Origin of the sequence: Nesterenkonia sp. YGD6 (assembly GCF_022565895.1) — a bacterium.
Classification (GTDB): domain Bacteria; phylum Actinomycetota; class Actinomycetes; order Actinomycetales; family Micrococcaceae; genus Nesterenkonia.
The window spans coordinates 350,569-363,399 of sequence record NZ_JAJOYY010000001.1 but is presented as its reverse complement, the minus strand read 5'-3'; the positions used below and the strand labels follow the sequence as shown (position 1 = coordinate 363,399).

The window sequence follows — 12,831 nt, the reverse complement described above, 5'->3', positions numbered from 1 at the left end:
CTGCTAAACTCGCTCCCACAGGTGACCCACGCAACACTCGCGCGTAGATCACCGTATGCCCATAAAGCTCGCATCTTCTCGAGGAGTAATCGAATATGCACGTCAACAAGACATCCCGTCGCCATGGCGCGACGGGTGCCGTCGCGGTGACCGCAGCCGCAGCCCTGGTGCTGTCGGCCTGCGGCGGCGGTGGCGACAACGGCGGAGACAACGGCGAAACCGCCGAAGGCGTCGACGGCGGCGGCACCGTCTCGGCCTACAACTGCGAACCGCAGTTCCTGGTCCCCGCGAACTCCACCGAGGTCTGCGGCTCGTGGGTCCTCGGCTCCCTGTTCACCGGCCTGACCCAGACCGACTTCGACACCTACGAGCCCACCGCGGGCGTGGCCGAGTCCTGGGACACCGAGGACAACGTCACCTGGACCTTCACCCTGGGTGAGGACTGGACCTTCCACGACGGCGAAGAGATCACCGCACAGACCTTCGTGGAGACCTATAACTGGGCCGTCGACCCTGACAACGCCCAGCAGAGCGCCAACTTCTTCGACAACTTCCTGGGCTACCAGGAGGTCGTCGACGGTGACGCCGAGGAGCTGGAAGGCGTCCGCGCAGTCGATGAGTACACCCTCGAGATCGAGCTCACCGAGCCCTTCTCCCCGCTGCCCGACATGCTGACCTACACGGCGTTCTACCCGATGCCCTCGGTCGCCTTCGACGACATCGACGCCTTCGAGGAGGCGCCGGTCGGCAACGGTCGCTACCAGATGGACGGCGAGTGGCAGCACGACGAGCAGATCGCCGTGAACCGCTACGAGGACTGGGCCGGCGAGAACCCCGGCCTTCCCGAGCGGATCGAATGGCGCATCTACTCCGAGGTCGACACCGCCTACCTGGACGTCCAGGCCGGCAACCTCGACATCCTCGATGCCGCCCCGCCGAACCGCCGCACCACGGTGGAGGCCGACTTCGGCGAGAACTACCAGGACTTCGACACCTCTGCCTTCACCTACCTGGGCTTCCCGCTGTACCAGGAAGAATTCCAGGACGTCGATGTGCGCCACGCGCTCTCCATGGCGATCGATCGTGAACTGATCATCGACAACATCTACGACGGCGCGCAGACCCCGGCCGAGAACATCATCCCGCCGGACCTGATCGAGTCCAACGAGAACACCTGTGAGTTCTGCCAGTTCGATCCCGAGGCTGCCGCAGACCTCTACGAAGAGGCCGGCGGACCTGAAGAGCTGACCGTCTACTTCAACTCCGGTGCAGGTCACGAAGACTGGGTCGAGGCCGTCTCCAACCAGTGGCGCGAGCACCTGGGCATCGAAGACATCACCTTCGAGTCCCTCGAGTTCGCCCAGTACCTCGGTCTCCACGACGAGCAGGCGATCAGCGGGCCGTACCGTCTGGGCTGGACCCTGTCCTACCCCAGCGCGCAGTACGCGATGGAGCCCATCTACTCCACCGGCGCCTCCTCGAACTACGCCGACTACTCTTCCGACGAGTTCGACCAGCTGATCGGCGAAGCCAATGCCGAGACCGATCCCGACGCGGCGGCCGAGCTCTACACCGACGCCGAGGCCGTCCTCCTCGAGGACATGCCGGTGATCCCGATGTGGTTCACCAACTACCTCACGGTGCACAGCGACCGGATCGATGGAGAGTCCCTCTTCATGGATCAGGCCACCTTCACCCGCCTCGAGCAGGTCGTGGTGACCGAGGAGTAATCCTCAACGCTTCAGAGGCGCGGGGGGCGGGCGGACGCGCCGGCCCCCCCCCCGCCTCTGGCATGTCGACGCGCAAGGATTCCGGAAAACCGGGTCCAAGTCCCTATCATTGATCGCGGCGTCGCCCTCGACACAGAGAAGACCTCTCTGACGAGACAGATGCTCGGCGCACCCGCGCCACCACCCGCACCCACAAGGACAGCAATGACCCGCTATATCATTCGGCGTCTGCTCCAGTTCATCCCGGTCATCCTGATCTCCACGCTGATCGTCTATGCACTGGTCTTCGCCATTCCCGGTGACCCCATCCGAGCCCTCGCCGGGGACCGGCCGATGAGCGACGCCGTCAGGGAGACCCTGCGCGAGCAGTACAACCTGGATGACCCGTTCCTGGTCCAGTACTTCAAATACATCTGGGGCATCGTCACCGCCCTGGACTTCGGTTCGACCTTCAACGGCCGCCCGGTCACCGACATCATCGAACAGCGCCTGCCGGTCACCGCGACGCTGGCCCTGGTGACCCTCGTGATCCAGACCATCATGGGCGTCATCGCCGGCATCCTCGCCGCCCTGTACCGCGACCGCTTCTTCGACCGCTTCGTCCAGGTCTCCACCGTGGCCATGGTGGCGCTGCCCACCCTGGTGATCGGCTTCCTGCTCCAGCTGATCTTCGGACTCAACCTGGGCTGGTTCCCCATCGCCGGGATCAACAACGGCATCACCAGCTACATCCTTCCCGCCCTGACCATGGCCGCGGTCTCCACCGGCATCCTGGCCCGGCTGGTGCGCAGCGAGCTGCTGGACTCGCTGAAGTCCGACTATGTCCGCACCGCCACCGCCAAGGGGATGAAGCGCACCCGGGTGATCACCCGCCACGGGCTGCGCAACTCGCTGATCCCCGCCGTCACCTTCATCGGCGCCGACCTCGCGAGCATGCTCGGCGGCTCCATCATCGTGGAGACGATCTTCAACCTCCCCGGACTGGGCCAGCAGGTATTCAACTCCATCCAGGGGCAGGAGGGCACCGTCGTCGTCGGCATCGTGACCCTCTTCGTGCTCTTCTTCGTGGTGATCAACCTGATCGTTGATCTCCTCTATGGCCTTCTCGACCCAAGGATCCGTTATGAGTGAGACACACCGCCCCGAAGCGCGCGGGGAGCCGATCGACTCGACCATCACACCCGCCGGAGAATCCACCAAGAAGGTCGAGGAGGCCAGCCTGCTCGCCGATGCCTGGCGCTCGCTGCGGAAGAACCCCTGGTTCATCATCTCCGCGGTCCTGCTGGTGCTCTTCCTGGGCATGGCGATCTTCCCGCAGCTGTTCACCAACACCGATCCGCGCGAGTGCCTGCTCGGACGCAGCCGGCAGTCGCCCTCGGCCGAGCACTGGTTCGGCACCGATGTGCAGGGCTGCGACTACTACAGCCGAGTCATCCACGGCGCCCGGAACTCCATCGCCGTCGGATTCATCGTCGCCATCGGCACCTTCATCATCGCCGTGGTCCTCGGCCTGGTCGCCGGATACTTCGGCTCCTGGGTCGACGCCGTGATCTCACGCATCACCGACATGGTCTTCGCCGTGCCCTACATCCTGGGTGCGCTGGTGTTCCTCAACGTGCTGGAGTCCCGCGGGGTGCGCGAAGTGGCCTTCGTGCTGATCATCTTCATGTGGCCGACCATGACGCGTCTGATGCGCGGCTCGGTGATCTCGGTGGTGAACTCCGAGTTCGTGCTGGCCGCCCGCGCCCTGGGCGCCGGACCGATCACCATCATGCGCCGGCACATTTTGCCCAACTCGCTGGGACCGGTGATCGGCTACGCCACGGTGTTCACCGGCATCATCATCGGCGCCGAGGCGACGCTGACCTTCCTCGGCGTGGGCCTGCAGCTGCCAGCCATCTCCTGGGGGCTCCAGCTCTCGGATGCGCAGCCGTTCCTGCAGACCGTCCCGCACCTGCTGCTGTTCCCGGTGATCTTCGTGGGACTCACGGTGTTCGCATTCATGACCATGGGCGACGCCATCCGCGACGCCCTTGATCCCAAATCCAAGAAGTGAAGGGCTGGATCTCATGACTGAATCCCAGACCTCGACCGGGTTCACCCCCGGCACCAGTCCCGGCGACGCCCCGCTGCTGGAGGTCAAGGACCTCCAGGTGGAGTTCCGCACCAAGGCCGGCGTCGCCAGGGCCATCAACGGGCTGAACTTCACCCTGCACGCGGGGGAGACCCTCGCGATCCTGGGCGAGTCCGGCTCGGGCAAGTCCGTGACCGCGCAGACCATCATGGGCATCCTGGACATGCCCCCGGGGCGGATCGCCGGCGGCGAGATCCGCTACCGCGGCGATGACCTGCTCACCATGAACGAGGAGTCGCGCCGGAAGCTGCGCGGCGGGAAGATCGCGATGATCTTCCAGGACGCACTGTCCTCGCTGAACCCGGTGCTGCCGGTCGGCTGGCAGATCGCCGAGATGTTCCGCGTCCACCGCGGGATGAAGCGCAAAGAGGCCAGGGCAAAGGCCGTGGAGATGATGCAGCGCGTCGGGATCCCCGGCGCCGAAGAGCGGGCGGGCGACTTCCCGCACCAGTTCTCCGGCGGCATGCGCCAGCGGATCATGATCGCCATGGCCATCGCCCTGGACCCCGACGTGCTGATCGCCGATGAGCCCACCACCGCGCTGGACGTGACCGTCCAGGCCCAGGTGATGCGGCTGCTCAAGGACCTGCAGACCGAGTTCAACATGGGGCTGATCCTGATCACCCACGATCTCGGCGTGGTCGCCGACGTCGCGGACAAGATCGCGGTGATGTACTCGGGACGCGTCATGGAGGCCGCCGACGTCTACGAGACCTACGCCAAGCCCGGTCACCCCTACACCCAGGGCCTGCTGGCCTCGATCCCGCGGATCGACGACGAGGGCGGACGCCTGCGCGCGATATCGGGGCTGCCGCCCTCGCTGACCGACATGCCGCCGGGCTGCCCGTTCAACCCGCGCTGCGAGTTCGCCACCGACCGCTGCCGGACCGAACGTCCGGAATTGCGGCTGGTGGCCGAGGGACACCTCTCGGCGTGCCACTACGCCGAGGACGTCTACGCCGGCACCGCCACCCGCACACGGCGCCCGTCACCCACCGGCGCCGGCATGATCGACGTCTCTGAGGAGGCACCAGAATGAGCCTGTCTGTTCCCGCCGCGGCCGCGGACCCCTTCGCCGACAAGCCCTCGGTCCTCGAGGTCGACGGCCTGGTCAAGCACTTCCCGATCACCCAGGGCATCGTCTTCCAGCGCAAGGTCGGCGCCGTCAAGGCCGTGGACGGGGTGAGCTTCAACCTGCGCGAGGGCGAGACCCTGGGCATCGTGGGAGAGTCCGGCTGCGGCAAGTCCACCCTGGCGAAGCTGCTGATGCGCCTGGAGGAGCCCGACGCCGGCACCGTGAAGTTTCGCGGCAAGGACTTCCTCTCGGTCAAGGGCGATGAGCTGCGCCGGCTGCGGCGCAAGATCCAGATCATCTTCCAAGACCCCTACACCTCGCTGAACCCGCGCATGTCCGTGGGCGACATCATCGCCGAGCCGTTCAAGCTGCACCCGGAGGAGAAGCCGAAGCAGGGGATCCGCAATCGGGTCAAGGAGCTGCTGGACCTGGTCGGGCTGAACCCCGAGCACATCAACCGGTACCCGCACCAGTTCTCCGGCGGTCAGCGCCAGCGGATCGGCATCGCCCGCGGGCTGGCGCTGAACCCCGATGTCATCATCTGCGACGAGCCCGTCTCGGCGCTGGACGTCTCGGTCCAGGCGCAGGTGATGAACCTGCTCGACGACCTGCAGAAGGAGTTCGGGCTCAGCTACATCTTCATCGCCCACGACCTCTCGGTCGTCCGGCACATCTCGGACCGGGTCGGTGTCATGTACCTGGGCAAGCTCGCCGAGCTGGGCACCCAGGACGAGATCTACACCGGTCCGGCACACCCCTACACCCAGGCGCTGCTCTCCGCGGTGCCGCTGCCGGACCCCACCCTGCGCGGGGCGCGCGAGCAGATCGTGCTCCAGGGCGACCCGCCGAACCCGGCGAACCCGCCCTCGGGCTGCCGCTTCCGCACCCGCTGCTGGAAGGCCACCGAGATCTGCGCCACGCAGGAGCCGGAGCTGATCTCGCGCGGTCAGATCACCCAGCTGACCGCCTGCCACCACGCCCAGCAGAACGAGAAGGTCATCCCCCCCCACGGCTAGCCGGCGCCTGGGTCGCAGGCGTGGTGACGCCTGCGGCACAGACCTCGCGAAGCCGGCCTCCCAGGCTCAGCTCAAGCGCCGGTGACCACAATCATTGCCGGTCTCGCCGTTCGAGGCCGTACACTGGAAAGGTGTGGTCGCGACACGGCCGTGTCGCTGTGCGCTCTGACCCACCCGAATCCACACTGTTGAACCACGAAGTGACATGGACGAGTCGAGGCATGACATCGACCGACCAGACACGTCACACTCTCCTCTATGGAAGGCGTTGCCCCTCTTATGACCACTGCTGCCGCTCGTACACTTGCAGGCACTGACGAGCGCCAGGATCTGCGCAACGTCGCCATCGTCGCTCACGTCGACCACGGCAAGACCACTCTGGTCGATGCCATGCTCACCCAGACCAAGTCTGTCGGTGGCCACGGCGATCTCGAGGACCGGGTCATGGACTCCGGTGAGCTCGAGAAGGAGAAGGGCATCACGATCCTGGCCAAGAACACCACCGTGTTCTATTCAGGCCCGGCCGCCACCAAGCACGCCGGCATGGACAAGGTCACCATCAACGTGATCGACACCCCCGGTCACGCCGACTTCGGCGGTGAGGTCGAGCGCGGCCTCTCCATGGTCGACGGCGTGGTGCTCCTGGTGGACGCCTCTGAGGGCCCGCTGCCCCAGACCCGCTTCGTGCTGCGCAAGGCACTGAACGCCCAGCTTCCGGTGATCCTGGTCGTCAACAAGACCGACCGCCCCGATGCGCGCATCGACGGCGTCGTCTCCGACACCATGGACCTGCTGCTCGGCCTGGCCTCCGACGTCGCCGAGGAGAACCCCGACCTGGACCTGGACTCCGTGCTGGACGTCCCTGTGGTCTTCGCCTCCGGCAAGGCCGGCCGCGCCTCGAAGAACCAGCCCGAAGACGGCGGACTGCCCGACGCCGAAGATCTCGAAGCGCTGTTCGACACCATCCTCGAGCACGTCCCGGCCCCGAAGTACGACGCCGAAGAGGTCCTTCAGGCCCACGTCACCAACCTCGACGCCTCACCCTTCCTCGGCCGCCTCGCGCTGCTGCGCATCTTCAACGGCACGCTGAAGAAGAACCAGCAGGTCGCCTGGGCCCGCAAGGACGGCACCATGAAGACGGTGAAGATCACCGAGCTTCTCGCCACCAAGGGTCTGGAGCGCGTCTCCGCCGAGTCCGCCGGACCGGGTGAGATCGTCGCCGTCGCCGGCATCTCCGACATCATGATCGGTGAGACCCTCACCGACCTGGAGAACCCCAAGCCGCTGCCGACCATCACCGTGGACGACCCCGCGATCTCCATGACCATCGGCATCAACACCTCGCCGATGGCCGGCCGGGTCAAGGGCGCGAAGGTCACCGCCCGCCAGGTCAAGGACCGGCTGGACAAGGAGCTCATCGGCAACGTCTCGCTCAAGGTGTTCCCCACCGAGCGCCCCGACACCTGGGAGGTCCAGGGCCGCGGCGAGCTCGCGCTGGCCATCCTGGTCGAGCAGATGCGCCGTGAAGGCTTCGAGCTGACCGTGGGCAAGCCCCAGGTCGTCACCCGCGAGATCGACGGCAAGCTCCACGAGCCCATGGAGAACATGATCGTGGACTCTCCCGAGGAGTTCATGGGTGCGATCACCCAGCTCATGGCGTCCCGCAAGGGCACCATGACCACGATGACCAACAACGGCACCGGCTGGATCCGCATGGAGTTCATGGTGCCCGCCCGCGGCCTCATCGGCTTCCGCACCAAGTTCCTCACCGACACCCGCGGCGCCGGCATCGCCTCCTCCTACGCCGCAGGCTACGAGCCGTGGAAGGGCCTGATCGAGTACCGCACCTCCGGTTCGCTGATCTCCGACCGCACCGGCACGGCGACCCCGTTCGCCATGATCAACCTGCAGGAGCGCGGCACCTTCTTCGTGGACCCGCAGGAAGAGGTCTACGAGGGCATGGTCGTCGGCGAGAACGCTCGCCACGACGACATGGAGGTCAACATCACGAAGGAGAAGAAGCTCACCAACATGCGTGCAGCGGCTGCCGACTCCTTCGAGGGCCTGACCCCGCCGACCAAGCTGACCCTCGAGGAGTCCCTCGAGTTCGCCAATGAGGACGAGTGCGTGGAGGTCACCCCGCATTCGATCCGCATCCGCAAGGTCATCTTGAACTCCTCCGAGCGCATGCGTGACACACGCAAGAAGAAGAGCGCTTCACAGTAATGACCGCACCGCAGGACACCGCGACACCCTCGCGGAGAAGCTCGCTGCGACCAGCGCTGCTGGGCGTCTGCTTCTCCGCAGGGGTGGTCCTCGGGATCCTGGGCACCGTGCTCCACGGCAACATCCTGATGCTCGGGCCCACCGAGACCGGGACCGTGCTGCCCTGGGGCGCGGCGCTGGCCCTGCTGATGTGCCTGCTGGCGCAGCTGTGGGCCGGGCTGAAGAGCGGCTCGCTGCTGGAGCCGATGCTGATGGGCGTGACCACCTTCACCGTGGCCTCGATCGCCTACCTCTGGCCCGGACCCGACCAGCTCGTGGTGCCCTACAGCCCCGAGGCCATGGCGCTGCTTCCCGGACCCACGCTGGCCTCGGTGATCTGGTGGCTGGGCACCGCGGCGGTGACCCTTATCAGCATGGTCCTCGTCAAGTGGATCATTGTGCGGGACCGCGCCGCATCTCGGTAGACTCTACTTACGCACTCGTAGAAAGACAGAGGAGTCCATGACGTACATCATTGCCCTTCCTTGCGTGGATCTGAAGGACAAGGCCTGCATCGATGAATGTCCGGTGGACTGCATCTATGAGGGGGACCGGATGCTCTACATCCACCCCGATGAATGCGTGGACTGCGGCGCCTGCGAGCCGGTCTGCCCGGTGGAGGCCATCTATTACGAGGACGACACCCCGTCGCAGTGGTCGGAGTACTACCGCGCCAATGTGGAGTTCTTCGACGAGGTCGGTTCCCCCGGCGGCGCGGCGAAGGTCGGGCTGATCCCCAAAGACCACGAGATCGTCGCGGCCCTGCCCCCGCAGCAGCAGTGACCCAGCAGCCCTGACCACTCACCCCAGCGGAGGCCTCCATGCTCACCCTTCCTGAGTACCCCTGGGATGCGATGGCTCCCTACCTGGAACAGGCGCGGCAGCACCCCGAGGGAGTCGTCAACCTCTCCATCGGCACCCCCGTGGATCCCACCCCTGCGGTGATCCAGGCGGCGCTCACCGCGGCCGCCGACGCCCCCGGGTACCCCACGACCCATGGCACGTTCGCGCTGCGCGAGGCGATCTCCGGCTGGTTCGCGCGCCGCCGGGGGGTCACCGGGCTGGACCCGGAGAACATCCTTCCCACGGTGGGCTCCAAGGAGCTCGTGGCCTGGCTGCCCACCCTGCTGGGACTCGGTGCCCGCGCGGGAGCCGGAGCCGCCGACGTCGTGCTCCGCCCGCTGGTGGCCTACCCGACCTATGACATCGGCGCGCAGATCGCCGGAGCCACCCCGCTGGCCACCGATGATCCGCTCAGCCTCGACGAGGAGACCCTGCAGCGGGTCAAGCTGATTTGGATCAACTCACCCTCGAACCCCACCGGAGCGGTCGCCGGAGTCGACTGGATGCGCGAGGTGGTCCAGCTCGCCCGCCGCATCGGTGCAGTGGTCGCCTCTGACGAGTGCTACGCCGAACTCCCCTGGGAGGTCGAGGACGACGACGTCCCCTCGGTCCTGGACCCGCGGGTCTGCGGGACCGATCCGGAGACCGGCAGGGCCGACCACCGGGGACTGCTCGCGGTCTACTCGGCGTCGAAGCAGTCCAACCTCGCCGGCTACCGCGCCGCCTTCGCCGCGGGCTGCCCGGAGCTGATCAGTGGGCTGATCAACACTCGCAAGCACGCTGGAATGATCGTGCCCGCCCCGATCCAGGCCGCACTTGCCGTGGCGCTGAACGACGACGCCCACGTGCAGGCCCAGCGCGAGCTCTACCGCCGGCGTCGTGCGCTGATGGTGCCGGCGCTGCAGGCCTCCGGCCTGCAGATCGAAGAATCCGTCGCCGGTCTGTACCTGTGGTGCCGCGCGGCGGAGTCAGACCCCTCCGCCGCCACGGCGGAGGACACCTGGGCGCTGGTGGATCAGATGGCGCAGCGCGGGATCGTCGTCGGCCCAGGGGTGTTCTACGGCGAACAGGGCAACGGGTACATCCGAGTGGCGCTGACAGCCACGGATGAGCGCATCGCCGCCGCGGCGAACCGGCTCACGGGCTGAGCCGGGCTCGCGGGCCCGGGCCCGCGAAAGGCACACCCCGAGGCGTGAACCATGACACAACTGGCAACCGACCGTGACCAAGCGGTAGGTTTGTCATGATGTCCCCCTAGTGTGTCTGATAAGGAGACCCATGACTGAGCAGTCTTCTGCCCGCCTGAATTATCAGGGGGGAGATCTGGAACTACCCGTGCATTCGTCCGTGGAGGGCAATGTCGGTCTCGGTATCGCACCGCTGCTGAAGACCACCGGCGCTGTCACCTATGACCCCGGCTTCATGAACACTGCGAACGCGCAGTCTGCGATCACCTACATCGATGGCGATGAAGGGATCCTGCGCTACCGCGGCTACCCCATCGAGCAGCTGGCCGAGAAGTCCAGCTTCCTCGAGGTCTCCTACCTGCTGATCTACGGCGAGCTGCCCACCCAGCAGCAGCTCACCGATTTCGACACCGTCACCCGTCGGCACACCCTGCTGCACGAGGAGCTGCGCGACTTCTTCGGCGGCTTCCCCCGTGACGCGCATCCGATGCCGGTGCTCTCCTCCGCGGTCTCGGCGCTGTCCACCTATTACCCGGACTCGCTGGATCCCTTCAACAAGGATCACGTGGAGCGCTCCACCTACCGGATGCTCGCGAAGGTCCCCACCATCGCGGCCTACGCCTACAAGAAGTCCATCGGCCAGCCGATGCTCTACCCGGACAACAACCTGACCCTGGTCGAGAACCTGCTTCGCGGCTGCTTCGGCGTGCCTGCCGAGCAGTTCGAGCTGGACCCCACCATCGTCAAGGCCCTGGACACGCTGTTGATCCTGCACGCGGACCACGAGCAGAACTGCTCCACCTCCACCGTGCGCCTGGTCGGCTCCTCGCAGGCGAACCTCTTCGCCTCGGTCTCCGCCGGCATCAACGCCCTCTACGGCCCCGCCCACGGCGGCGCCAACGAGGCCGTGCTGGGCATGCTGCGCCAGATCCAGTCCGGCGACGTCAGCCCCGAGGCCTTCATGGAGAAGGTCAAGAACAAGGAAGACGGCGTCCGGCTCATGGGCTTCGGCCACCGGGTCTACAAGAACTACGACCCGCGCGCCCGCGTGGTCAAGGGCATCGCCGATGATCTGCTGGCCAAGCTCGGCGGCGACGACGAGCTCTTCGACATCGCCCAGCGCCTGGAGCAGAAGGCGCTGGAGGATGACTACTTCATCGAGCGCAAGCTCTACCCGAACGTGGACTTCTACACCGGCCTGATCTACAAGGCGATGGGCTTCCCGGAGAAGATGTTCACCGTGCTCTTCGCGCTGGGCCGGCTTCCCGGCTGGATCGCCCAGTGGCGCGAGATGATCGAGGATCCGTCCACCAAGATCGGACGGCCCCGCCAGATCTACATCGGCGAGCCCGAGCGCCACTACCCCGGAGTCTGACCCTCCCTCCCGTCGTCGAGCGGCGGATTCTCCGACCATCTGAGCGCCTTTTCGGCCTCAACCGGTCGGAGAATCCGCCGCTCAACGCGGTTAAGGGGTCAGCGGCGGGAGAAGCCGATGACCACGGCGTCCTCGCTGACCGTCTCCGCGCGCTCCCAGCGGCCCGAATCGCGGTGCCACTCGTAGGCGCCGGCGTGCACCGACTGGACCCCGTAGGTCTCCGCGGAGGCCACGGCCCACTGCGCCACCAGCCATTCCGGCTCGCTGTGCTCGGTCGCTGGGTCCTCGGCAGCGTCGTCTGCATCATCTTCGGTGGCCCCGGCCTCGTCTTCGACAGCGCTGACCGAGATCCGCACCACGGCTGATTCGCCGGAGCCTTCCACGGCCGCCGCCTCGGCGCCGAGCATCCCGGACAGCGAGCCCTGGAGCTCACCGCGCAGCCCCTCGGCGTCCGGACCGGGGACTTCGAGCTGGCTCAGCTGACACGTCATCACCATGGGCTGCAGGCCGGTCAGCGGTCGGGCGAAGGCCCGGGCCAGCTCCTCGTGCTGCGGGTAGAACGTCGGGTTCTGCGGTCGGCCCAGCGCCTCGGCGACCTCCTCGAGTCCCAGGTCGGGCGACCATGCACCCTCACCCTCGCCGTCGCCGTCGCGGCTGTCGATCAGCCGGGCGTAGAAGTCTTCGGAGGTGATCGGGGTGGAGCTGGTGGCTTTCACCGCGTCCCACTGCGGGCCGCCGTCGGCGAAGAGCACCGGCGACGGCGGAGCCTGCCCCTGCTCGGAATCAGCAGCCTCCGCCTCGTCGCCGTTCTCCGTCTCCTCGGCGTCTTCCTCCACAGGGTCTGCCCGGTTGTCCAGGTTCGTCTCCTGCAGCGAGATCGCGATCGCGTCGGTGGCGGCCTGAACCGGCAGCTCCAGCTCCGCGGCCGCGGCGGCGAGCTGCGCAGCCGAGTAGGTCTGCGCCGGGGTGAGCCGGTGCTCCATCTCGCCGACCGTGACGGAGCAGCGTTCATCGAGGAGATACTCGTTCTCCTCGATCAGCTGCCAGGCCCCGTAGCCGGTCGCGCCGACGGCGGCCGCGACCACGGTGATGGCCGCGACGGCCTTGACCCGACGACGGCGTCGGTGCACGGTGCGGGTGACGGTGATGGGGCGATCAGCGCGGGGACTCATCCAGACCTTTCAGCTCTGGGTCGACTCGGCGTCG

11 protein-coding genes are annotated in these 12,831 nt (G+C 66.8%); 10 read left to right on the top strand and 1 reads right to left on the bottom strand.

Going from position 1 to position 12,831, the window contains the following annotated elements:
• Positions 1 to 95: 95 nt before the first annotated feature.
• From LTI14_RS01710 to LTI14_RS01665, 10 genes are all read left to right on the top strand, one after another.
• Entirely contained in the window at positions 96 to 1,730 is a 1,635-nt protein-coding gene (locus LTI14_RS01710; RefSeq protein WP_241464009.1) for a peptide ABC transporter substrate-binding protein, read from the top strand.
• 204 nt (positions 1,731 to 1,934) lie between these two features.
• The gene (locus LTI14_RS01705; RefSeq protein ID WP_241470104.1) at positions 1,935 to 2,861 is read left to right on the top strand and encodes an ABC transporter permease; all 927 of its coding nucleotides are present in this window, start codon (positions 1,935 to 1,937) and stop codon (positions 2,859 to 2,861) included.
• Positions 2,854 to 3,786, top strand: coding sequence for an ABC transporter permease (locus LTI14_RS01700; protein ID WP_241464011.1), 933 nt, complete (start codon positions 2,854 to 2,856; stop codon positions 3,784 to 3,786). Before LTI14_RS01705 ends, LTI14_RS01700 begins: the two co-directional genes overlap by 8 nt.
• Positions 3,787 to 3,799: 13 nt before the next feature.
• Positions 3,800 to 4,903 carry an ABC transporter ATP-binding protein gene (locus tag LTI14_RS01695; RefSeq protein WP_241464012.1) on the top strand — a complete coding sequence of 368 codons (1,104 nt, stop codon included), beginning with the start codon at positions 3,800 to 3,802 and terminating at the stop codon, positions 4,901 to 4,903.
• Positions 4,900 to 5,955 carry an ABC transporter ATP-binding protein gene (locus LTI14_RS01690; protein ID WP_241475571.1) on the top strand — a complete coding sequence of 352 codons (1,056 nt, stop codon included), beginning with the start codon at positions 4,900 to 4,902 and terminating at the stop codon, positions 5,953 to 5,955. The genes LTI14_RS01695 and LTI14_RS01690 overlap by 4 nt, the downstream gene beginning before the upstream one ends.
• Before the next feature lie 279 nt (positions 5,956 to 6,234).
• Positions 6,235 to 8,181: a translational GTPase TypA gene (typA, locus tag LTI14_RS01685; RefSeq protein WP_241464014.1), complete on the top strand. Its 1,947-nt coding sequence runs from the start codon at positions 6,235 to 6,237 to the stop codon at positions 8,179 to 8,181.
• Positions 8,181 to 8,645, top strand: a complete 465-nt coding sequence (locus LTI14_RS01680; protein ID WP_241464015.1) for a hypothetical protein — start codon at positions 8,181 to 8,183, stop codon at positions 8,643 to 8,645. The genes typA and LTI14_RS01680 overlap by 1 nt, the downstream gene beginning before the upstream one ends.
• A 37-nt stretch (positions 8,646 to 8,682) precedes the next feature.
• Positions 8,683 to 9,003 carry a ferredoxin gene (gene fdxA / locus LTI14_RS01675; protein WP_036474056.1) on the top strand — a complete coding sequence of 107 codons (321 nt, stop codon included), beginning with the start codon at positions 8,683 to 8,685 and terminating at the stop codon, positions 9,001 to 9,003.
• A gap of 38 nt (positions 9,004 to 9,041) precedes the next feature.
• Positions 9,042 to 10,211 carry a succinyldiaminopimelate transaminase gene (gene dapC / locus LTI14_RS01670; protein WP_241475569.1) on the top strand — a complete coding sequence of 390 codons (1,170 nt, stop codon included), beginning with the start codon at positions 9,042 to 9,044 and terminating at the stop codon, positions 10,209 to 10,211.
• 130 nt (positions 10,212 to 10,341) lie between these two features.
• A complete protein-coding gene (locus LTI14_RS01665) occupies positions 10,342 to 11,625 on the top strand; it encodes a citrate synthase (protein WP_241464017.1) in 1,284 nt (427 codons plus the stop codon).
• Between the two features lie 98 nt (positions 11,626 to 11,723).
• On the opposite strand, the gene LTI14_RS01660 is transcribed toward LTI14_RS01665, so the two are convergent.
• Positions 11,724 to 12,797 carry a hypothetical protein gene (locus LTI14_RS01660; RefSeq protein ID WP_241475559.1) on the bottom strand — a complete coding sequence of 358 codons (1,074 nt, stop codon included), beginning with the start codon at positions 12,795 to 12,797 and terminating at the stop codon, positions 11,724 to 11,726.
• Between the last annotated feature and the right edge of the window lie 34 nt (positions 12,798 to 12,831).